Raw genomic sequence first — 20507 nt, 5'->3', positions numbered from 1 at the left:
TCTCTTGTTGCTTGTATTTTCAGGTGCTTAGAAGCGTGCGATCAGGCCGACGCCGAAGGCGCGCGGGCTGTTGCCCGGGGCCAGGAAGGCATCTTCCTGGCCGGCGTTGTTGCTGTACACCGGCGCCTGGCCCAGGTTCACGTTCTGCTGGGCGTGGTTGCGGATCTTGGTGTAGTAGACGTAGGGGCTCAGGTAGCGGTTCAGGTTGTAGATCGCGCCGATCGAGTACTGGTTGGCGGCGTAGTCGCTTTCCTTGCCAAAGGTCGCGCCCTTCAGGTCGAACAGCTTGCCGGCCGAGGCCATGATGCTGGCCTTGCCGATGTCCTGGGCCACCGACAGCATCACCGCGTTCTGCTTCATGGTGCCGAAGGTGGTGCCGGTGTAGAAGCTGCCGGCGGTCGGCACGGCGGTTTCCTCGTAGCCGTACTTGCCCTGCTCGAAGCCGAGGCCGATGGTGGTGTTGGTCGGCAGCTTGTAGCGGCCGATGATCTTGGCGAAGCTGGTGTTCACACCCGACGAATCCATGGTGCGGAAGCCGTAGCCCGCCACCGCGGCATCGGTATCGACGCCGGTGTTGTTCTGGCGGTCGTAGCCGGCGCCGATCGAGAACGCGCCCAGGGTGTACTTGGCGGCGACCGACCAGCGGCCGCGGTTGGTGTTGGACGCCTGGTTCTCGTCGAAGCCGTAGGAAGCGCCGACCTGGAAGCCGTAGTAAACCGGCGACAGGTAGTGCGCCGAGTTCTTGTAGCGCGCTTCGCCGCGCGAGAAGATGCTGTCGGCGTTGCCGGTCAGCTGGGCCGAGGTGTTGTTCCAGACGTCCAGGCCGTGCACGGTCAGGCCAAGGTTGCCGCCGAACTCGCCGCCCGAGCCGATCAGGCTGCGGTAGACCGAGTCGTTGTTACCGACCACGAAGCTGCCGAACCTGGCGCTCTCGACGCCGACGTAGCTGTTGCGCGAGCTGAGGGTGGTCGATTCGCCGCGGGTGTTGACGCCGCCCTGGTCGAAGTTGTTCAGCGCGGCCTCCAGCTGCCACACGCCTTTCAGGTCATCGGTCACGCCGATGTTACCGCGGAAGCCGAGGCGCGAATTGCCGTCCGAGACCCGGCCGCGGGTGCTGTACGGCGTGGCGCCGCCCTGGGCCTGGACCGATTCCAGCTGGCCGTTGAGGAAGCCGTAGATGGTGGTGTCGACTTTCAGGTTTGCGAGTTCGCCGAGTGTGGTTTCCGCCATCGAGACATTCGACAGGCAGGCCAGTGCGGCGGCGGCCAGGAGGGTTTTCCTGGTGATGAATTGCGTCATTTGGTACTCTCTTCTGTTACGGATTACGAGTTTTGCGCCGCCTGGACGGTCGGCACGGCTTTCATGGGCGGATGCGGCGTGTTGGAGGAACCCTCACGCACCAGCATCCAGACGACGATGGCAGCGAGCACATCGAAAACGGCCAGCACGACGAACATCGGGCTGTAGCCGACATGGGTGACCAGCACGCCGAACAGCAGCGTGAACAGGGTCGCTCCCAGGTAGCCGGACATGCCGGCAAGGCCGGTGGCGGTTGCCACTTCGTTCTTGCCGAACACGTCCGAGGTGATGGAATACAGGGCGCCCGACAGGGTCTGGTGGGCGAAGCCGCCGATGCACAGCAGGCCGATGGCCGCATACGGGCTGTCGACCAGGCCTACGCAGCCGGGGCCGATCATCGCCAGCGAACCGATCGCCATCACCCATTTGCGCGACTGGAACAACGACACATTGAAGCGCTTGTGGATGATCGGCGACAGGTAGCCGCCCAGCACGCAGCCGATGTCGGCGGCCAGGAAAGGCAGCCAGGCGAAGGCGGCGATCTCCTTCAGGTTCATGTGGCGCTCGGTGGCCATGTACAGCGGGATCCAGGCATTGAAGGTCTGCCAGGCCGGCTCCGACAGGAAGCGCGGGATGGCGATCGACCAGAAGTTCCGGCTCCTGACGATCTGGCGCCAGCCGGCTTTCCTGGCGTCGTCGCTGTGCTTCGCTTCCTGGCCGGCGAGGATGTAGTCGCGCTCGGCGTCTAGCAGCATCTTCTGGTCGCGCGGGTGCTTGTAGAACAGCGCCCACAGCAGGGTCCACACGGTGCCGATCGCGCCGACCACCACGAAAGCGGTCTGCCAGCCGGCGTGCAGGATGCACCACACCACCAGCGGCGGCGCGCACAGGGCGCCGATCGAGGAGCCGATGTTGAACCAGCCGATCGCCACCGAGCGTTCCCTGGCCGGGAACCATTCGGTGGTGGCCTTCACGCCGGCCGGGATGCCGGCCGCTTCCGTCAGGCCCAGCAGGCCGCGGAAAAAGGCCATGCTCTGCCAGCCGGTGGCCAGCGCCGCGCTGGCGCAGGCCAGCGACCAGGCCAGGGCGAACACCGCGAAACCGATCTTGGTGCCGATCGCATCCAGCACATAGCCGGCCACCGGCTGCATCACCGCGTAGCAGACCTGCCAGGCGACCACGATGTACGAATACTGCTGGGTGCTGATGTGAAGCTCGGACATCATGGTCGGCGCCGCCACCGACAGCGTGTTGCGGGCCAGGTAGTTGACGATCAGGCCGAGCGTGACCAGCCCGACCATCCACCAGCGCATTCCTTTGAACTTCATGTCGTCTCCTGCGTTTTATTTTTGAATCAGGCCAGCAGCTCGCGCACGCCCTGGCGCTTGAGCTGTTCCAGCGCCACGGTCAGCGCATAGGTCAGGCCAGGCACCTCGTTCAGGTCCCTGCCCCACAGCGCGCGGTTGGCAAGCCAGCCGGACGCCAGCTGGGCCAGCGACCACTCGCCGGCGCCGACCTTGGCCCAGGCCTGGGCAAACCAGTCCAGGCTGGCCTTGTCGTCGGACAGTTCGATCACGCCGCCGCGGTACAGCAGCATGGTTGCGGCCAGGGCCAGCACCAGGCGGCGCGGCATGCGGCCGGCATTGATGTCGATGTAGCGCAGCAGCTGCGGCATGACGCGCGCGGCGAACTTGCTCCAGCTGTTCAGCGCGATCGAGGCGAGGCGGTGGTAAATCGCCGGGTTACGGAAGCGCAGGATGACGTCGTCGGCATAGGATTCCAGTTCCTTGCGATCCATGCCGAGGGCCGGGATGATTTCGTCGGCGATCGCCGCGCGCAGGAAGCGCCCCACCCCTTCATCGTCGACCGCCGGGCCCACCGCTTCGAGGCCGGCCAGCAGCGCGACCGGCACCAGCACGGTGTGGCCGCCGTTGAGGATGCCGACCTTGCGCTTTTTATAGGGCGTGATGTCGTCGACCAGCTTCACGTTCAGCTCGGCGCCGGCCAGCTTCAGCTCTTCGCCGACCCATGCCGGGCCCTGGATCACGAACAGGTAGTAGTACTCGGCCGCCACCAGGAACTGGTCCTGGTAACCGAGGTCACGCTGGATCTCTTCCGCGTCCGCCGCCGGATAGCCGGTGACGATGCGGTCGACCAGGGTCGAGCAGAAGGTGCAGGCTTGCTCGATCCAGGCGTCGAAGGCGGCCGGCAAGTCCCACAGGCGGGCGAAGTGCAGCACGGCCTTCTTGAGTGCGGGACCGTTCTGGTCGATCAGCTCGCAGGGCAGCAGCACCAGGCCTTTGTCGTTCGCTTTGCCATCCGCGCCATCGAAGGCTTCGAAGCGCTTGTACAGGAACTGGGCCAGCTTGGCCGGGAAGGCGCTGGGGGGCGCATCGTCCAGGCGGTCGGTGCCGTTGACGGCGATGCCGGCTTCGGTGGTGTTCGACACCACGAAGCGCAGCGTCGGGCTCGCGGCCAGCGCCAGGTAGTCGGCATACATCGTGTTCGGGTCCAGCTCGCGCTGGACGCATTCGACGGTGCGGTATTCCTTGCTAGGTGCGCCCTGCTCGTTCAGGCCGCGCACCAGCACCGTGAACAGGCCGTCCTGCACGTCCAGCAGTGGCGCTGCCGAACCACCGCGGGGGCGCACGACCACCACGCCGGCATCCAGGCCGCTGCGCTCGTTGAGAAGGTCGATCTGCCAGTCGAAGAAGCCGCGCATGAAGTTGCCCTGGCCGAACTGGAGAATCTTGATGGGCAGCGCGAAAGGCGCGCTGCGTTTCAGTGCTTGCATAGTCACAGTGAAATGTCGCGCTTCCAGAAGATGAAGTCGTACTGCTGCAGGCGGTCGGCCTTGCAGGTGTACTTGCCGCTGGCGGTGTCGACCACCATGTCGAACAGGCCTTGCGCCACTTCCGGCAGGGGCTTGCCCTCGATGATGGGGCCGCAGTCGTAGTCGATCAGGTCGTTCAGCCTGGCGGCGACGCGGCTGTTCGAGGAGATCTTCAGGACCGGGACGATCGGGTTGCCGGTCGGCGTGCCGAGGCCCGTCGAGAACAGCACCACGTTCGCGCCCGAAGCGACGATGCCGGTCACCGATTCGACGTCGCCGCCGGGGGTGCACAGCAGGGACAGGCCGGGTTTATCGGTCTGCTCGCCGTAGTCCAGCACCGAGACGATGGGCGAGGTGCCGCCCTTCTTCGCGGCGCCGGCCGACTTCATCGCGTCCGTGATCAGGCCGTCGCGGATGTTGCCCGGACTCGGATTGTCGGCGAAGTGGGTGCCGACCGCCAGCGCGCGCTGCTCGAAGTCGCGCATCATGCCCAGGAAGCGACGTTTGTCGTCGTCTTCCACGCAGCGCTCGATCAGGTTGGCCTCGACGCCGCAGAGTTCCGGGAACTCGGCCAGGATCGAGGAACCGCCGACCGCGACCACCATGTCCGACACATAGCCCATGGCCGGATTCGCGGAGATGCCCGAGAAGCCGTCCGAACCGCCGCATTTCACACCGATCTTCAGGTGCGAGAGCGGCACCGGCCGGCGCTGGACCTTGTTCGCTTCCTTCAGGTGAGAGAGCGTGTCCTGCAGCACCGCCTTCATCATCTTCTCTTCACTGTCCCACTGCTGCTGTTCGTAGATCAGCACCGGCTTGTCGAAGTTGGGGTTCTGCCTGGCCAGCGCTTCCTTGAACATGTTGATCTGCGCGTTCTGGCAGCCCAGCGAGAACACCGTGATGCCGGCCACGTTCGGGTGGTCGGCATACGCGGACAGCACTTTGCACAGCGAGCGCGCATCGGCACGGGTGCCGCCGCAGCCGCCGTTGTGGGTGATGACGCGCACGCCGTCCAGGTTCGGGAAGGGACGGACCACCGGCTTGGGGGCCTCCATGTCTTCTCCCAGCAGCTGGAAGGTCAGCGCGGCCAGGTCGTCGGTCGCGTAGCCCAGCGGACGCTCGAGCGCATTGCGCAGGTGCTCGACGTTGCGGTTCTCGCAGAAGACCAGCGGGAAGATCAGCCAGTAGTTGGCGGTGCCGACGCGGCCGTCGGCGCGCACGACGCCATTGAAGGTCGCGCCGTCGAAGCTGCTGACGTCCGGCGGGGTCCAGGTATAGGGCCGGGATTCGCCGATCTCGACTTCGGCAGCATGGTGCGCCAGGTTCTCGGTGGTGACCGCCTCGCCCTTTTTAATGGGCTGGGTCGCCTTGCCGACCGGGACGCCGTACATGTTCAGCACGTCGCCCACGGCGAAGGCGCGGCGCGCCAGCTTGTGCTTGGTCTTGACCGCGGTCGAGACCAGGATGTTCTCGTCATTCCAGGTGACGACATCGCCAGGCGCCAGGTCGGTCAGGGCGACCAGCATGCTGTCGTCCGGGTGGATGCAGATTACTCGTTGCATGAACGTGCAGCCCTTGAATTAAAGCTTGAAGTAGTTCTTGGCGTTTTCGTAGCAGATGCCGCGCACGATCGTGCTCAGCGCTTCGAAGTCGTTCGGGTACTCGCCGCCGGCGACCCATTCACCGAACTGGCGGCAGACCAGGCGGCGGAAGTAGTCGTGGCGCGGGTAGGACGCGAAGCTGCGCGAATCGGTCACCATGCCGACGAAGATGCCCAGCACCGAGTGGTTGCCGAAGGCCAGGATCTGGTTCAGGTTGCCGAGCTTGTGGTCGTTGAACCACCAGGCCGGGCCGAACTGCACCTTGCCGGCGACGCTGCCGTCCTGGAAGTTGCCGATCATGGTCGACAGCACTTCGTTCATGGCCGGATTCAGGTTGAACAGCATGGTCTGCGGCAGCTGGTCGCTGGCGTCGAGTGCGGACAGCAGCGCGACCAGGCCGTTCGAGGTGCTCATGTCGCCGATCGAATCGAAGCCGGTGTCCGGGCCCAGGTTCTCGAGCATGCGCTGGTTGTTGTTGCGCATCGCGCCGATGTGCAGGCACATGGTCCAGCCGAACTTCGCGTAGACGGTGCCGATGTTCTCCAGCAGGCCGCGCAGGTACTGGCTCTGTTCCAGGTCGGACAGCAGCTCGCCCTTGACGCGCCTGGCGAAGAAGGCTTCCAGCTGTTCCGGGGTCGCGGCATGGGCCGGCAGCGGGATGTCGATCGCGTGGTCGGAGATGCGGCCGCCGCGCTCGTGGAAGTAGCCGACGCGGTTCGCCAGCGCCGCCATCATGGTGGCGAAGGACGTGATCTGCACGCCCGAGACTTCCGCGAGGCGCGCCACGTAGTCGACGAAGCCCGGGTTATTGATGCGCATGGCCTTGTCCGGACGGTAGGCCGGCAGCACGCGGGTCTTGAGTGCGGATTGGGCGATTTCGGCGTGCTGCAGCAGGTCGTCGGCCGGGTCGTCGGTGGTGCAGGCGATTTCGACCTTGGCCTGCTCGAGGAAGGTCCAGGTGTCCATGCCTGCCAGCCTGGCGTTGGCCTGCTCCCAGATCGCCTCGGCGTTCTTCTCGTTGATGATCAGGTCGATGCCGAAGATGCGGCGCAGTTCCAGGTGGCTCCAGTGGTAGATCGGGTTGCCGATCGCGAGCGGCAGCACCTTGCAGAAGGCCAGGAATTTTTCCTTGTCCGAGCGCTCGCCGGTGCAGTATTCCTCCGCCACGCCGGCGGTGCGCATCAGGCGCCATTTGTAGTGGTCGCCGCCCAGCCACAGTTCGGCGATGTTGCGGAAGGTCTTGCGCTCCGCGATTTCGCCCTGCTGCAGGTGGGAGTGGTAATCGATCACCGGCAGGTCGGCTGCTACCTCGTGGTACAGCTTCCTGGCGACGTCGGTGGTGAGGAGGAAATCCTTGTCCATGAAAGCGGTCATGCTGGTCGTGCTCCTTGCGTAGGGGTGCGCCGAGAGGTCGGCGCTCTGATATATCAGAATGGTATGCCTAATATATTACTGGCGCAAGTGCTTTTGGGGCTTTTGGTCCAGCCAATTTGTATCGCCTATGTTACCAGTTTTAAAATTGGCATGATGAGATGGACCATTAATTGTGGCGATTTTGAAGGAAAACAGGTCACAATGGTGCTGCACGGCAATAAAAATTTGCGCGGCATGCCAAAGCTTCAAGCGAAAACTTGTCAGGCCAGATAAGGAAATGGCGGTTTCTTAGGGTGGTGTTATGCTTCGGTCATCTGTACAGTGACGCGTGTACGCAACACCACTCCGTCGTCCCCGCAACACCACACCGTCATTCCCGCGAAGGCGGGAATCCAAGTTCTGCGTGAGCCATCGATACGCTCACAAACTTGGGTTCCCGCCTGCGCGGGAACGACGTTATCGGAGCCTTCAAAGACCATGCTCGAACGCCTATTTCACCTTCGGCAAAGCGGCAGCGACGTGCGCACCGAGATGCTGGCCGGCCTGACCACCTTCCTGACGATGGCCTACATCATCTTCGTCAACCCTTCCATCCTCGGCGACGCCGGGATGCCGAAGGAAGCCGTGTTCGTCGCCACCTGCCTGGTGGCGGCGCTCGGCAGCGCGGTGATGGGCCTGTATGCCAACTACCCGATCGCGATGGCGCCGGGCATGGGCCTGAATGCCTACTTCGCCTACGCGGTGGTGCTGGGCATGAAGGTGCCCTGGCAGGCGGCGCTGGGCGCCGTGTTCGTGTCGGGCTGTCTGTTCATCCTGGTGTCGGTGTTCGGCTTGCGCGCGATGATCGTGAACGGCATCCCGCGCTCGCTGCGGGTGGCGATCACGGTCGGCCTCGGCATGTTCCTGGCCCTGATCGCGCTGAAGAACGCCGGCATCGTGGTCGCCAGCGAACCGACGCTGGTCAAGGTCGGCGACCTGCACCAGGGCGGCGCCATCATGGCCATGATCGGCTTCCTGCTGATCGTGACCCTGGACCGGCTGAAGGTGCGCGGCGCGATCCTGATCGGCATCATCGCGGTGACGATCCTGAGCTTCTTCTTCGGCGGGAACGCGTTCCATCACCTGGTCTCGGCGCCGCCCTCGCTGGCGCCCACCTTCCTGCAGCTGGACGTGCCGGGCGCGCTGGCCGTCGGCATCCTGAACGTGATCCTGGTGTTCTTCCTGGTCGAGCTGTTCGACGCCACCGGCACCCTGATGGGCGTGGCCAGCCGCGCCGGGCTGCTGGTCGAAGGCAAGATGGAGCGCTTGAACAAGGCCCTGCTGGCCGACAGCGCGGCGATCGTCGCCGGCTCGGTGCTGGGCACCTCGAGTACCACGGCCTATCTCGAATCGGCCTCCGGCGTCCAGGCCGGCGGGCGCACCGGGCTGACCGCGATCACGGTGGCGGTGCTGTTCCTGGCCTGCCTGTTCATCGCGCCGCTGGCCGGCGTGGTGCCGCCCTATGCGACCGCGCCGGCCCTCCTCTTCGTGGCCTGCCTGATGCTGCGCGACCTCGGCGACATCGAATGGAACGACACCACCGAAGCGATTCCGGCCGCGATCACGGCGCTCACCATCCCCTTCACCTACTCGATCGCCGAGGGCATCGCCTTCGGCTTCATCACCTACGCGGTGCTGAAGCTGACCACTGGCCGCGCGCGCGAAGTGGCGCCCATCGTCTGGGTGATCGCCGCGCTGTTCGCTTTCAAGATCGTCTACATCGGCACGTAATCGCGCAGCGGCGCCAGGTCCAGCCTGGCGCCCTCGCGCAGCATCCTCCCGAAGTCCTCGGCCGGCAGCGGCCTGCTGAAGTAATAGCCCTGCATGGCGTCGCAGCGATGCTCGGCCAGCAGGGCCAGCTGGCCCGCCTCTTCCACCCCTTCCGCCACCACCGTCAGGCGCAGGCCGTGCGCCATCGCGATCACCGCGCGCGAGATGGCGAGGTCGTCGCCGCTGCCGAGGATGTCGGCGACGAAGGACTGATCCAGCTTCAGCTTGTCGACCGGGAAGCGCTTCAGGTAGTTCAGGTTCGAGTAGCCGGTGCCGAAGTCGTCGATCGACAGCTTGACGCCCATGCTTTTCAGCTGGGCCAGCAGGGCCACGCTCTTGTCGGCGTCGGCCATCGAGGCGCTCTCGGTCAGCTCGAGTTCGAGCAGCTCGGCTTCGATGCCGCTTTCCTCGAGCGCACGGCCGACCGTGCCGACGATCTGGTCGTTGAACTGGTGGGCCGACAGGTTGACCGAGACCGGCACCAGCGGCAGGCCGGCGTCGCGCCATTTGCGCTGCTGGCCGCAGGCGGTGCGCAGCACCCAGTCGCCCATCGGGAGGATCAGGCCGGTCTCCTCGGCCAGCGGGATGAAAACGCCCGGCGAGACCAGGCCGCGCTCCGGGTGGCGCCAGCGCAGCAGCGCCTCGGCGCCGACGATGGCGCCGCTGGCCAGGTCGACCTGGGGCTGGTAATGCAGCACCAGTTCCTCGCGTTCGATGGCGCGGCGCAGCGCGCTTTCCAGCTTGAAGCGGTCGTTCGCCCCCTGGTTCAGTTCCGGGCGGTAGAAGGCGTAGCGCTGGCCCACGCTCTCCAGCGACTGGCGCAGCGCCGCCTCCGCGCCCTGCACCATCACGTCGTAGTGCAGGCCGTCGTTGGGGAAGACCGCAATCCCCAGCGCAGGGTCGGGATGCAGCTCTTCCGACTCCCAGCCATAGGGCTTGCCGACCGCGGCCAGCAGGCGGCGCGCCGCCACCGCCAGGTCCTCGGCCGCCGGACGCAGCGCCAGCACCGCGAAGCTGCCGTCGGAGAAGCGGCCCACGGCGTCGGCGCCGGCGATGGCGCGCAGCCGCGCCGCGGCCTCCTGCACCAGCGCCTGCTCGGCCGCCGGACCGAGCGCCTCGCGGATCAGCGCCATGCGGCCCAGGCCCAGCAGCATGAAGCCGAGCACCTGCCCCTCGCCCCGCGCCTGCGCCTTCATCTGGCGCAGGCGGTCGCGCAGCAGCAGGCGGTTCGGCAGCCCGGTCAGGGTGTCGAAGTTGCTGATGTAGCGCAGGCGCTCCTCGGCGCCGCGCAGCTCGGTGGCGTCGATGCCGGTGCCGAGCACGTATTCGATACTGCCGTCGTCGCGCCGCAGCAGGGTCTGGGTCCAGATGATCGAGCGCCGGCCACCCTTGCGGGTATGCCATTCGCCCTGCATGCGCGCGGTCCGCGGCATGCCTTCCAGGTTCTGGAACACGTGCCGTATCGCCAGTTCGTCATCGACGCGGCGCACCACTTCCCAGCAGGGCTGACCGATTGCCTCGGCCGCCGTCCAGCCGAGGGCTTCCTCGCAGGCGCGATTGAACATCACGATCTGGCCGCTGGGCGCGGCCAGCAGCACCAGCGCGCCGGCGGTGTCGACCACGGCCGACAAGCGGTTGCGTTCGGAGCGCAGCGCGGCCGTGCGTTCGACCACCAGCGCCTCCAGGCAGGCGTACAGGCGCGCGCGCTCGAGCGCGGAGCCGAGCTGGGTCGCGGCGCTGTCGAGCAGCGAGCGTTCGGACTCGCCCAGCGCCGGGCCGGCCGGCAACAGTTCGAGCACGCCCACCTCGTGCTGCTGGGCCTGCAGCGGCACGCGCAGCAGCTGCAGCCCCGTCGACGCAGCCGGCATGCCGCGCGCGGCCAGCGGCCGCAGGACGCCGTCCGGGCCGAGCGCGCTGACCGCGGCGCCGGCCAGGCCCGGCAGGGCCAGCAGGTGCGCCAGCGCCGCCTCGGCCACGGCCTGTTCGCCGACCGCTTCGTTGAGCGCGGCCGCCATGCCATGCAGGATCGCCAGCGAACGGCAGGAGCGTTCCAGCACGCAGCGCTGGTCGGCCAGTTCCGCATTCATCCTCAAGGCCTGCGCGTGGGTCGCGACCAGCAGTTCGTAGATCTGGCGCCGCTCGGCCGCCATGAATTCCAGCGGCCGGTCGGATGCACCGAGCGCGCAGTCCTGCAGGATGCGTCGCAGGCGCTCGCGCAGCTGGATGCCGTCGAAGGGCTTGCGCACGAAACTGTCGGCGCCCGATTCGAGCGCCTGCACGATGTCGTTCAGGCTTGCCAGCCGGGTCAGCAGGACCACCGGCAGGTTGGCGTGCACCGGGTCGTCCTTCAGGGTGCGGCACAGGGTAAAGCCATCCATCCCGGGCATCGCGATGTCGCTGATGATCAGGTGAGGACGCTGGCGCGCCACCTCGGCCAGGGCGCTGGCGCCGTCACCGGCGATCCTGACGTGCCAGCCGGCTTCGCTCGCCAGCAGGCGCGCCAGATGCTGGGCCTGGGTCGGGCTGTCTTCGACGACCAGGATATCCACTATGTGTCCGACCATTTCTCTCTCTCGCATATTGGTCATCTTGTGCGTGCTCATTCGCCGAATTCATTGCTATTTCATTAGGCAAGATGGATAAGTTATAACATTGTGGCGCGCTTATCCAGGAGAGGCATGCAGCCGCCCGTCGTATTGACGCGCTTGGGGACGGCCGCCCGCCGCCGCCGCTTCCGGACGTCTGCTCATAGTGAAAGATGGCGCGCCGGCCGGGCGCCGCGTCGCAAATCGGGAGGCCGGCTGTCGCAGATTTAACGACCTGGCCCGGTTCACATTGTTGCCATGAGGCAACGAGAAAATCAGCCGGCGAGACCGTGCCGCATGGCGTAGCGGATCAGGGCCGCGTTGGTGGACAGGCCCATCTTGCGGAAAATGCGCGTGCGGTAGGTATTGACCGAACTGATGCTGATGCCAAGCTCGGCGGCAACCTGCTTGATCTGCAGGCCCGCGCCGATCAGGGCCACGATCTCGCCTTCGCGCGGGGTCAGCAGGTGATGCGGCGGGGCGGCTTGCGGGCAGCTCGCCTCCTGCATCAGCAGCGCGGACACCCTCGGCCCCAGCCAGCGCGCACCCTGGCCGGCCCGGCGCAGTGCCTCGAGCAGCTCGGCCGAGCCGCCGGCCTTGGACACGTAGCCGAGCGCGCCTGCGCGCATGGCCGCCAGCGCATAGCGTTCCTCCGGATGGCCGCTCAGCATCAGCACGTGCAGCTCCGGGAAGTGGCGCCGCAAGGCCGCCAGCCCATCCAGTCCGTCGGCATCGGGCAGGCCGATGTCCAGCACCACCAGGTCAGGCCGGACCTGGGCCACCAGCGCGAGCGCCTGCTTCAGGTCCGCCGCCTCGCCCGCCACCTTCAGGTCGGCGCAATGGCGCACGAGCTTCTTGATCCCTTCGCGGATCAATTCGTGGTCGTCGGCAATGACTAGCCTGATCAATGTGCTGTCCTCATACATACATACCGGTATGTCCGGCAAACCGCAACATTCTAGGCGGGCGGAAGCTAGAATTGCAAACACAATGAATGAATAATTTACAATTACATTATCTTTTCTATGTATCCGTGTCGCAAAAAAAGCCGGTTTGATGAGTTTGACGATCCGCTTTGGTTTAGAATGTTCGGCCATCCATCGAACCATGGGATGCTCATGAAATCTCACATCATCTGGGCGCTGGCCCTTGCCTGCGCAAGAAGCGCTGCCGCCGCCGCGGCCGACGACCTCGCGGAAACCGCGCCTTCGTCCACCTATTTCACGCAAGCGCCGACGACCGCCATTCCCGAAGGCAGCAACTGGTTTACCTCCGCCGAACTGGGCGCGATCAGCACCTCCGGCAATACCACCGGCACCTCGGTGACGGGCAAGATCGACGCCCGCCACGAGATGAGCAACTGGAGCAACGAATACATCTTCAGCGGCTTCTTCAAGGAAGACGAAGTGGTCAACGAGGACGGCAGCCGCACCAAGAACCGCTCGGCGGAGCGCTGGCAGGTATCCGCCAAGGCCGCCTTCAAGCTGCTGCAGGACGGTAACCGCGCCTTCCTGCTCGGTTCCCACGTCAACGACAAGTTCGGCGCCTATACCCGCTACTCGACCCTGGCGGTCGGTTACGGCACCCAGCTCATGAAGCGTGAAGACAAGTCCGTCGACGTCGAGATCGGTCCCGGCTACTTCCATGGCGAGAGCGCGACCGGCGAGCAGGATTCCGGCATGACGGTGCACGGCGCGGCCCAGCTGCGCTGGCGGGTCAGCCCCTCGGCGGCCTTCAGCCAGACGGTCAGCGTCGAACGCGGCACCACCAACGTGCACACGGTGGCGGAGACCGCGCTCAGCACCAAGATCAACGGCACCATGCAGATGAAGGCGGCCTTCAGCGCGCGCAGCGACAGCAAGGTCCCGGAAGACAAGAAGAACACCGACACCCAGACTTCGCTGACGCTGGTCTATTCGTTCTAGCAGGGGGCCGGACCCTCGCCGCGGCTGCGCGGAAACACCGGCAAGCCGTCGTCCACCCGCATCCACGGCAATCGCTGCGATGCAAAGGTATGGTCCCGGGGCGAAGCCGCCGCGGGATCGTCGAGGCTGCAGGTGGTGACGTCGACCTCCTCCGGATAAGCATCGTTGCGGTAGGCGAGCGGCGTCCCGCAGGCGCCGCAAAAGCTGCGCTCGACCGTTGGGCTGGACCGATGCGTGGCCGGCGTCCCTTTGACGAAGCGAAGCGCGGCGGCCGGCACCGAAAACCAGGCCACGGCCGGCGCCCCCGCCGCGCGCCGGCAGTCGACGCAATGGCATAGCGTGCGGTGGAAGGGCTCCCCCGCCGTTTCGTAGCGCACCGCGCCGCAGGCACAGCCTCCCCTCGGCATGTCACTTCTCCTTTGCTGACTTCACCGGCAGCAGCGCCGCCAGGCTGATGAGCGCCGCCGCGCTCAGATACCAGCCGACGGTGGACAGGCCGTGGTTGGTGGCCAGCCAGGTTGCCACATATGGCGCCAGCGAGGCGCCCAGGATACCGGCCAGGTTGAAGGTCAGCGAGGCGCCGGTATAGCGCACCTCGGGCGGGAACATCTCCGACAGCAACGTGCCCAGCGGCCCATAGGTCATGCCGATCAGGCACTGGCCCAGCACCATGAACAGGGTCACCATGGCCAGCGAACCGGAGCCGAACAGCGGCCCGAAGACCAGTCCGAACACGGCGATCGCGGCCGAGACGCCGATCATGACGCGGCGCCGGTCGAGGCGGTCGGCCAGCACGGCGGCGATGGGAATCGTCAGCCCGAAAAACAGGATCGCGAACAACTGCAGCAGCAGGAAGGTCTGGCGCGAGTAATGCAGGGCCGTGGTGCCCCAGCTGAGGGTGAACACCGTCATCAGGTAGAAGATCACGAAGGTCGCCATGGCGGCCAGGGTGCCCAGCACCAGCGCGCCGCCATGCGACTTGAACACGGCCGCCACCGGCAGGCGCACGCGCTCGTTGCGCGCCAGGACCTTCTGGAAGTCGGGCGTCTCCGTGATCTTCAGGCGCACGTACAGGCCGACGATCACCAGCAGCGCGCTGGCCAGGAAGGGCACGCGCCAGCCCCAGGCGAAGAAGTCGGCGTCGCTCAGGGTCTGCGACAGCACCAGGAAGGTCGAACCGGACAGGAAGAAGCCCAGCGGCGCGCCCAGTTGCGGGAACATGCCGTACCAGGCGCGCTTGCCCGGCGGCGCATTCTCGGTGGCGAGCAGCACCGCCCCGCCCCACTCCCCGCCCAGGCCCAGGCCCTGGCCGAAGCGGCACAGCGCCAGCAGCAACGGCGCCATGGTGCCGATCGCCGCATAGGTCGGCAGCAGGCCGATCAGGACCGTGGAAACGCCCATCGTCAGCAGCGCCGCGACCAGGGTCGCCTTCCTGCCGATGCGGTCGCCGAAGTGGCCGAACACCGCCGAGCCCACCGGCCGCGCGAAAAAGGCGATCGCAAAGGTGGCCAGCGACTGCAGCGTGGCGGCGGCCGGATCCGCGGCCGGGAAGAACAGCTTGGGGAACACCAGCACGGCGGCGGTGGCGTAGATATAGAAATCGAAGAATTCGATCGTGGTGCCGATCAGGCTGGCGAACAGGACGGTCGCAGGACGGTTGGCGGCGGCGTGCACCGCTTGCGGCTCGGCTGCGCTCATGCGGCGCCTGCCTGGGCCAGCGCGTCTTTCAGTTCTTTGGCGTCGGCCGGGCGCACCACGCGGGCGACCTCCTGGCCGTCCTTCATGACGATCACGGTCGGCCACAGCTTGACGCGGAAGGAACGCCCCAGCGGCCGGCCCGGGCCGTCTTCGGCTTTCAGGTGTTTCACCGCTGGGAATGCCTGCAAGGCCTCGTCGATGTCGTGCTCGGCGGCCTTGCAATAGCCGCACCAGTTGGTGCCGAAGTCGACGGCCACGACGCCCGGCATGGCGTCGACGGCGCTGCGCTCGGGCTGCGCGGTTTCGTAGGGCTTGCTCATCTTGTTCTCCTTATTGAGTACGTATTGTTCCAATGGCATTAGCTTAGCTCAAATGGGTGCCGGCCGCGAGGTCGACGGCGCCCTTCGCCCTGGAGGCGGGTTTTTGTTTTTTCGTCGGCATATGTGGGTTAGTTGCAAATCGAAGTAAACGAAAAAGGCCCGCGGCCACGTGGCCACGGGCACGAAACCGGATCCCGCGTCTCGAACGGCATCCGGCTACCAGGCAGGTTCAGTCCGCGTGCTGCCCATCCTCCGCGCACTCGGCGGGATGGCTGCGGCAGCGCGCCTGATAAGCCGCCAGCGCATCGCGCCGCGCCGCCAGCGCCGCCGGCGTCCTGAACGGCGCCAGGATCTCGGCCTGGGTCCAGGCACGGCCGTTCTTCATCACCACCTCCACCGCCGCCGCGGCTTTCAGGTCGGTCAGCGGATTGCCGCGCACCGCGATCAGGTCGGCCAGCTTGCCCGGCTCCACCGAGCCGAGGTCCTTGTCCACCAGCGCCATCCTGGCCGCATTGATGGTCACGGTCTGCAGGGCCGTGTAGTTGCCGAGGACCAGGCCGGCCGCGCGCAGGTTCAGGTGCAGCTGTATGCCCGGCACCACCAGCGGCGAGTCGGTGCCGTTCGCCACCAGGCCCCCTGCCGCCACCACCTTGGCCTGCTGAGTGGCGTCGTTGACGATGCCGGCCAACTGGGCCGGCGTCGGCGGCGTGGCGTTCTGCAGGCCGGACACGAAGTTGGGCGGCACCAGGATGAAACGCGGGTCGCTGACGATGCCCGGGTCCAGCCCCGCCAGCGCGACGGCCGAGAACAAAGTATCGATCAGGTGAAAGCTGCCCTTGCCGTAGGTGTCGTAGGCATCCTGGTAGGTGACCGCCCGCACCGCCGACTTCGACCAGCTGTAGCCCATGCGCTGGGTCGCGCTCAGGTGGGTCGTGCCGGCGATGCCGGTGGCGGCGCCCGGTTCGATCGGGTGGGTGCCGCTCGGCACGCCCAGGTCCAGCGCACCCTGGGCGATACGGCTCATGATGGGGATCGGCGCGCGCACATAGGACTTCATGAAATCGACGTCCATGGCCTTGGCCTTGGCGATCTCGACGTCGGCCACCGCCGGCGTGCGCAGGCTGCGCGCGAAGTGGTAGAACAGACGGTTGCCCTCCCACAGCGGCGGCGAGACGAACAGGCGCGGCCCCACCAGGTTGCCCGACTCCAGCGACTCGCGCAGCTCGATGCTCTGGTGGACAGGGCCGCCGACCGACTGCCCGGTGGTGAGCCCGTAGGACAGCATCAGCGGCAGCCACTGCCCCACCTGGCCGCCCTGGTAGAGCGTGAGCGGGTGGATGTGGGTCTCGATCAGGCCCGGCATCACCGTCAGGCCGCTGGCGTCGATGAAGCGCTCGGCCTGCGATTCCGACCCGGCCTGGTGCGGCCGGACCCAGGCGATGCGGTTCTGCCGCACCAGGATGTCGACGTCGTAGCGCAGGGTCGGGGCCAGGCCGTCCCACAGCGCGCCGGCGCGGATCAGGGTCGTCCCGCCCGGCGCCGCCTGGCGCCATTGCAGGCTGACCGGCACCTCGCGGACATTGCTGCCGTCGGCATTGATGACTTTGATCTTGTTGGCCGATTTGTAAAGCAGCGTGTCGTTGCCGCCCCAGGAAGGCAGGTCGGCCGGTTCACTGCTCAGCAGCCGCGCCGGGGCCGCCGGCGAGCCGTCCGGGTTCAGCGGCATCACGTGCAACAGCGAATCCATGATGAAGGCGACCCGCGTGCCGTCCGGCGACAGCACCGCCGCGCCTTCGTCGCGTTCCGAGATCTGGCGCGGGCTGGGCGCGACCGCGTAGAACCTGCCCTGCCCCGTCGCCAGGTCGATCACGCGCAGCTTGTTGTAGCCCTCGCGGAAACGATTGTTGATGCGCTCATTGTCGACCAGCAGAATGTGCTGGCCGTCCGGCAGCCATTGCGGGGTGCTGACCTGGCTCCCGACGGCAGGCGCGATGACCTGGAAGGTGCCGCTGGCGCGGTTCCAGATCTCGAGCTGGCCGGACAGGGTCGTGTAGGCGATCCGGTCGCCGCTCGGTGACAGCCTGGGCAGGGCCATCGAACGGCCCGGGATCGCCGCCAGCCGGGTGCGCGCGCCGGTGGCGACCTCGACCTGATCGACCGCCAGCTGGCCGGCGTTGCCGCGCTCGGTCGAGAAGTAGACGGCGCCGCCGTCCGCGGTCCACTGCGGGTTGATGTCGCGGTCGCGGTCGTTCGTCAGGCGGCGCGGCGCATCGCCGATGCGCATCACCCAGACGTCGTTCAGGGCCACGAAGGCGATGCTCCGGCCGTCCGGCGACAGCACCGGGGCGCTGATGCCCTGGACCTTGCGCTGGCCGAAGTTGTCGAAGCCGCGGTCCTTCGGATGCGTGAACACGGGGCGGCGCAGCAGCAGCTCGGCGCGGAAATGCACGTCGCTGGGGCCGGCTCCGGCGGCGTCGCGCACGCGGATATGGCCGTCGGCGGTGTACAGGAAGCGTCCGTCCGGGAGGAAGCGCACCGGGAAGGGGAAGATGTCCTCGCCGCTCGTCACTTGCCGCGTATCCTGCCCCCGGCGGACCACCAGCTGGCGGTCGGCGTTCTGGTAGACCAGGCTCGTCCCGTCCGGGGTCCAGGCCGGCGCCGTGCCCGGCGCGACGATCGCCGGGACGCCGCCGGCCAGCGGCCGCGTCACCACGTTCGGCCCGTCCACGTAGGCCAGGTTCGTGCCGTCCGGCGACACCACCGGATTGCTTTCGGCGCCGGGCCCGGCCGTGATCTGCTGCGGCGGGCCGCCCGCCGCGGGCACGGTCCAGATCTTGTACTGGCCGTCGTTGCTGCGGTCGGACGAGAACACCAGCGCGTTGCCGTCCGGGGTCCAGGCCGGCTCGCGGTCGTCGTTCGGGCCGGTGGTCAGTTCTTCCGGGTGGCGGCCGTCCGGAGCGATGGTCCAGATGTGGTAGTTGCCTTCCGGGGCGTAGTTCTGGAAGGCGATCCGCTTGCCGTCCGGGGACCACACCGGCGCGGTCGGCTCCAGGCGCCAGTCGGTGATGCGGGTGGCGGTGCCGCCGCCGGCCGGAATGATCCATAGCGCACCCTGGGCAGAGAACACCAGGCGCTTGCCGTCCGGCGAAGGCGAGGCCCCCATGTTGGTGCCTTCGCGCAGTTCGACGCGCAGGTCCTGGGTCGGGCCGCGCAGGTCGTTCAGCTGGTCGGCGCGGCCGCCGCCGTGCAACTGGCAGGCCGACAGCAGGAAACTGGTTGCCGCCACCGCGAGCGCGGTCCGGCGCGTACGTGCAAGGACGGGGTGAGGATGCTTCATGGCTGCCTCCGATGTAGGTATTGCCGATTCGCACCAACTTGGTGCAGAAGACGCTTCGATCCTACTGCCGGGCTCGCCGATCAAGGTCGGTATTGTTCGGTTTCCTGATCGCGCTCAAAGCTTATTGCTGACGCATGGGAACTTTTTACGGAAGAAAATCAGCTGCTTTAGGTGAGGCAGCGAACGGAATATGGTGGCGGCCGGTGGCATCCTCAGCCTGTACTCGTGAATAAAGGAGGTCATCATGTCCGACAATCTGCAAAACCGCGGCCAGCAGGACCGCGCCCGCATCAACCTGCATGAGAAGCACGAGATCCAGTACTGGACCAAGGCCCTCGGCGTATCCGAGGAAGAGCTGCAGCAGGCCGTGAAACAGGCCGGCAACAGCGCGGACGCCGTCCGCCAGCATCTGCGGACCAAGCACTGATCCAGCACCGATCTCCGGCGCCCGCAGCCAGGGCGCCGTCCCCCGGCCACGCACGCCGGACTTCGCCTCCGTGCGCACGGGCGCCCTGCCCGTAGTCTTCCCTCGCCCCATGTTTCCTGAAAGGAGCCCAATGGACATCCACGGCTATTTCACATCCTTCGACATCAGCTGGCCCAACGCCGCCTTCGCGCTCGCGGCGGCGGTGGTCAGCTTCATCCTCATCCACGGCGCCGTGGTGCTGTTCCGGCGCCGCCTCGACCAGCTGGAAGGCGAGTCCGCCCAGCGCCCCATCGTCGACGTCCTGCGCCACACGCTGGCCAGGACCAGCAACCTGGCGGTGCTGGCGACCTCGCTGCTGATCGGCGTCTCGGTGCTGGACCTGCCGCCGCCGTGGAATGTGCGGGTCGGCCACCTGTGGTTCGTGACCCTCGGCGCCCAGCTCGCCCTGTGGCTGCATCGCGCGATCGCGGTGACGGCGCGGCGCTACTTCCGCATCCACGGCAAGGGCAAGGAAAACGAACAGGTAACGGTGGCGCACACGCTGATGATCTGGGCCCTGCAATGGAGCGTCTGGACCGTGTTCCTGCTGGCGATGCTGGCCAACCTCGGCATCAACGTCACCACCTTCGTGGCCAGCCTGGGCATCGGCGGCATCGCCGTGGCGCTGGCGGTGCAGAACGTGCTCGGCGACCTGTTCGCTTCGCTGTCGATCGCGATCGACAAGCCCTTCGAGGTCGGCGACTCGATTTCGGTGCCGGAGTTCTCGGGCACCATCGAGCACGTGGGCCTGAAGACCACCCGCATCCGCGCCCTGTCCGGCGAGCAGATCGTGATCGCCAACGCCGAACTGCTGCGCAAGACGGTCCACAACTTCAAGCGCATGAACACCCGCCGCGTGCAGTTCAACCTGCGCATCAACCCGGCCACGCCGCCGGAACTGGCGGCCAAGCTGCCGCCGGCGCTCTCGAAAATCATCGAGGGCAGGGACAAGGTGAAGCTGGACCACGTCAACCTGACGGTGCTGGACCAGAATTTCATCGAATTCGACATCGTGTACAACCTGAGCGACGCCAACTACGGCCTGTTCCTGGGCACCCAGCAGCAGGTCCTGCTGGAGGCGATGGCCCTGTGCCGCGACCTCGGCATCTCGACCGCGCCGCGCCCCCAGCAACTGGTGCTGAACGAAGCCCCCGGACCGGAAAAGGCGGCCAACGATGCGGCCGGGATCGAGCTTGCGGACGGGCGCGGCGCGATCCAGGCGCGGCCCGGCCACTGAGCGCTTTGCCGGGCGGCACACTG

Annotated in this window: 17 protein-coding genes; 6 read left to right on the top strand and 11 right to left on the bottom strand. The window is 66.7% G+C overall.

Annotated features, from left to right (window positions below; translation table 11 throughout):
* Positions 1 to 27: 27 nt before the first annotated feature.
* The 5 genes from ACFPO9_RS00715 to uxaC are packed head-to-tail and all read right to left on the bottom strand — an operon-like array spanning position 28 to position 7107.
* Positions 28 to 1299, bottom strand: a complete 1272-nt coding sequence (locus ACFPO9_RS00715) for a porin (protein WP_379765554.1) — start codon at positions 1297 to 1299, stop codon at positions 28 to 30.
* 23 nt (positions 1300 to 1322) lie between these two features.
* Positions 1323 to 2627, bottom strand: a complete 1305-nt coding sequence (locus ACFPO9_RS00710) for an MFS transporter (protein ID WP_379765551.1) — start codon at positions 2625 to 2627, stop codon at positions 1323 to 1325.
* Between the two features lie 26 nt (positions 2628 to 2653).
* On the bottom strand, positions 2654 to 4093 hold the full coding sequence (locus ACFPO9_RS00705; protein WP_379765548.1) for a tagaturonate reductase: 1440 nt from the start codon (positions 4091 to 4093) through the stop codon (positions 2654 to 2656).
* Positions 4094 to 4095: 2 nt separating this feature from the next.
* Positions 4096 to 5694, bottom strand: coding sequence for a UxaA family hydrolase (locus ACFPO9_RS00700; RefSeq protein WP_379765545.1), 1599 nt, complete (start codon positions 5692 to 5694; stop codon positions 4096 to 4098).
* 18 nt (positions 5695 to 5712) lie between these two features.
* Positions 5713 to 7107: a glucuronate isomerase gene (uxaC, locus tag ACFPO9_RS00695; protein ID WP_379765542.1), complete on the bottom strand. Its 1395-nt coding sequence runs from the start codon at positions 7105 to 7107 to the stop codon at positions 5713 to 5715.
* Positions 7108 to 7170: 63 nt separating this feature from the next.
* Between uxaC and ACFPO9_RS00690 the strand changes: the two genes are divergently transcribed.
* On the top strand, positions 7171 to 7380 hold the full coding sequence (locus ACFPO9_RS00690; RefSeq protein ID WP_379765539.1) for a hypothetical protein: 210 nt from the start codon (positions 7171 to 7173) through the stop codon (positions 7378 to 7380).
* 204 nt (positions 7381 to 7584) lie between these two features.
* Positions 7585 to 8877: an NCS2 family permease gene (locus tag ACFPO9_RS00685; protein WP_379765536.1), complete on the top strand. Its 1293-nt coding sequence runs from the start codon at positions 7585 to 7587 to the stop codon at positions 8875 to 8877.
* Here ACFPO9_RS00685 and ACFPO9_RS00680 read toward each other — a convergent pair.
* Complete coding sequence (locus tag ACFPO9_RS00680; RefSeq protein ID WP_379765533.1) at positions 8862 to 11465, bottom strand: GGDEF/EAL domain-containing response regulator; 2604 nt, start codon at positions 11463 to 11465, stop codon at positions 8862 to 8864. The genes ACFPO9_RS00685 and ACFPO9_RS00680 overlap by 16 nt on opposite strands.
* A gap of 311 nt (positions 11466 to 11776) precedes the next feature.
* Entirely contained in the window at positions 11777 to 12409 is a 633-nt protein-coding gene (locus tag ACFPO9_RS00675) for a response regulator (RefSeq protein ID WP_379765530.1), read from the bottom strand.
* Between the two features lie 210 nt (positions 12410 to 12619).
* On the opposite strand from ACFPO9_RS00675, the gene ACFPO9_RS00670 reads away from it, so the two are divergent.
* Complete coding sequence (locus ACFPO9_RS00670) at positions 12620 to 13426, top strand: DUF481 domain-containing protein (protein ID WP_379765527.1); 807 nt, start codon at positions 12620 to 12622, stop codon at positions 13424 to 13426.
* Here ACFPO9_RS00670 and ACFPO9_RS00665 read toward each other — a convergent pair.
* The 4 genes from ACFPO9_RS00665 to ACFPO9_RS00650 form a co-directional block, all read right to left on the bottom strand.
* On the bottom strand, positions 13423 to 13833 hold the full coding sequence (locus ACFPO9_RS00665; RefSeq protein ID WP_379765524.1) for a GFA family protein: 411 nt from the start codon (positions 13831 to 13833) through the stop codon (positions 13423 to 13425). The two genes, ACFPO9_RS00670 and ACFPO9_RS00665, sit on opposite strands and share 4 nt — an antisense overlap.
* A 1-nt stretch (position 13834) precedes the next feature.
* On the bottom strand, positions 13835 to 15124 hold the full coding sequence (locus ACFPO9_RS00660) for an MFS transporter (RefSeq protein ID WP_379765520.1): 1290 nt from the start codon (positions 15122 to 15124) through the stop codon (positions 13835 to 13837).
* Positions 15121 to 15444, bottom strand: coding sequence for a thioredoxin family protein (locus ACFPO9_RS00655; protein WP_379765517.1), 324 nt, complete (start codon positions 15442 to 15444; stop codon positions 15121 to 15123). Before ACFPO9_RS00655 ends, ACFPO9_RS00660 begins: the two co-directional genes overlap by 4 nt.
* A 229-nt stretch (positions 15445 to 15673) precedes the next feature.
* Entirely contained in the window at positions 15674 to 18781 is a 3108-nt protein-coding gene (locus ACFPO9_RS00650; RefSeq protein ID WP_379765514.1) for an amidohydrolase family protein, read from the bottom strand.
* On the opposite strand from ACFPO9_RS00650, the gene ACFPO9_RS00645 reads away from it, so the two are divergent.
* The 3 genes from ACFPO9_RS00645 (at position 18780) to ACFPO9_RS00635 (ending at position 20484) form a co-directional block, all read left to right on the top strand.
* Complete coding sequence (locus tag ACFPO9_RS00645; RefSeq protein ID WP_379765511.1) at positions 18780 to 18956, top strand: hypothetical protein; 177 nt, start codon at positions 18780 to 18782, stop codon at positions 18954 to 18956. The two genes, ACFPO9_RS00650 and ACFPO9_RS00645, sit on opposite strands and share 2 nt — an antisense overlap.
* 69 nt (positions 18957 to 19025) lie before the next feature.
* On the top strand, positions 19026 to 19208 hold the full coding sequence (locus ACFPO9_RS00640; protein ID WP_379765509.1) for a DUF3606 domain-containing protein: 183 nt from the start codon (positions 19026 to 19028) through the stop codon (positions 19206 to 19208).
* A 130-nt stretch (positions 19209 to 19338) separates the two neighbouring features.
* A complete protein-coding gene (locus ACFPO9_RS00635) occupies positions 19339 to 20484 on the top strand; it encodes a mechanosensitive ion channel family protein (RefSeq protein WP_379765506.1) in 1146 nt (381 codons plus the stop codon).
* The last annotated feature ends 23 nt before the right edge of the window (positions 20485 to 20507 follow it).

Origin of the sequence: Massilia aerilata (assembly GCF_042656905.1) — a bacterium.
GTDB classification, from domain to species: domain Bacteria; phylum Pseudomonadota; class Gammaproteobacteria; order Burkholderiales; family Burkholderiaceae_D; genus Telluria; species Telluria aerilata.
This window is presented reverse-complemented; position numbering and strand designations above follow the sequence as displayed.

Coding starts and splice junctions, on each gene's coding strand:
- ACFPO9_RS00715 (WP_379765554.1), bottom strand. CDS start 1,299: ATGACGCAATTCATCACCAGGAAAACCCTCCTGGCCGCCGCCGCACTG.
- ACFPO9_RS00710 (WP_379765551.1), bottom strand. CDS start 2,627: ATGAAGTTCAAAGGAATGCGCTGGTGGATGGTCGGGCTGGTCACGCTC.
- ACFPO9_RS00705 (WP_379765548.1), bottom strand. CDS start 4,093: ATGCAAGCACTGAAACGCAGCGCGCCTTTCGCGCTGCCCATCAAGATT.
- ACFPO9_RS00700 (WP_379765545.1), bottom strand. CDS start 5,694: ATGCAACGAGTAATCTGCATCCACCCGGACGACAGCATGCTGGTCGCC.
- uxaC (WP_379765542.1), bottom strand. CDS start 7,107: ATGACCGCTTTCATGGACAAGGATTTCCTCCTCACCACCGACGTCGCC.
- ACFPO9_RS00690 (WP_379765539.1), top strand. CDS start 7,171: ATGCCTAATATATTACTGGCGCAAGTGCTTTTGGGGCTTTTGGTCCAG.
- ACFPO9_RS00685 (WP_379765536.1), top strand. CDS start 7,585: ATGCTCGAACGCCTATTTCACCTTCGGCAAAGCGGCAGCGACGTGCGC.
- ACFPO9_RS00670 (WP_379765527.1), top strand. CDS start 12,620: ATGAAATCTCACATCATCTGGGCGCTGGCCCTTGCCTGCGCAAGAAGC.
- ACFPO9_RS00665 (WP_379765524.1), bottom strand. CDS start 13,833: ATGCCGAGGGGAGGCTGTGCCTGCGGCGCGGTGCGCTACGAAACGGCG.
- ACFPO9_RS00660 (WP_379765520.1), bottom strand. CDS start 15,124: ATGAGCGCAGCCGAGCCGCAAGCGGTGCACGCCGCCGCCAACCGTCCT.
- ACFPO9_RS00655 (WP_379765517.1), bottom strand. CDS start 15,444: ATGAGCAAGCCCTACGAAACCGCGCAGCCCGAGCGCAGCGCCGTCGAC.
- ACFPO9_RS00645 (WP_379765511.1), top strand. CDS start 18,780: ATGGCTGCCTCCGATGTAGGTATTGCCGATTCGCACCAACTTGGTGCA.
- ACFPO9_RS00650 (WP_379765514.1), bottom strand. CDS start 18,781: ATGAAGCATCCTCACCCCGTCCTTGCACGTACGCGCCGGACCGCGCTC.
- ACFPO9_RS00640 (WP_379765509.1), top strand. CDS start 19,026: ATGTCCGACAATCTGCAAAACCGCGGCCAGCAGGACCGCGCCCGCATC.
- ACFPO9_RS00635 (WP_379765506.1), top strand. CDS start 19,339: ATGGACATCCACGGCTATTTCACATCCTTCGACATCAGCTGGCCCAAC.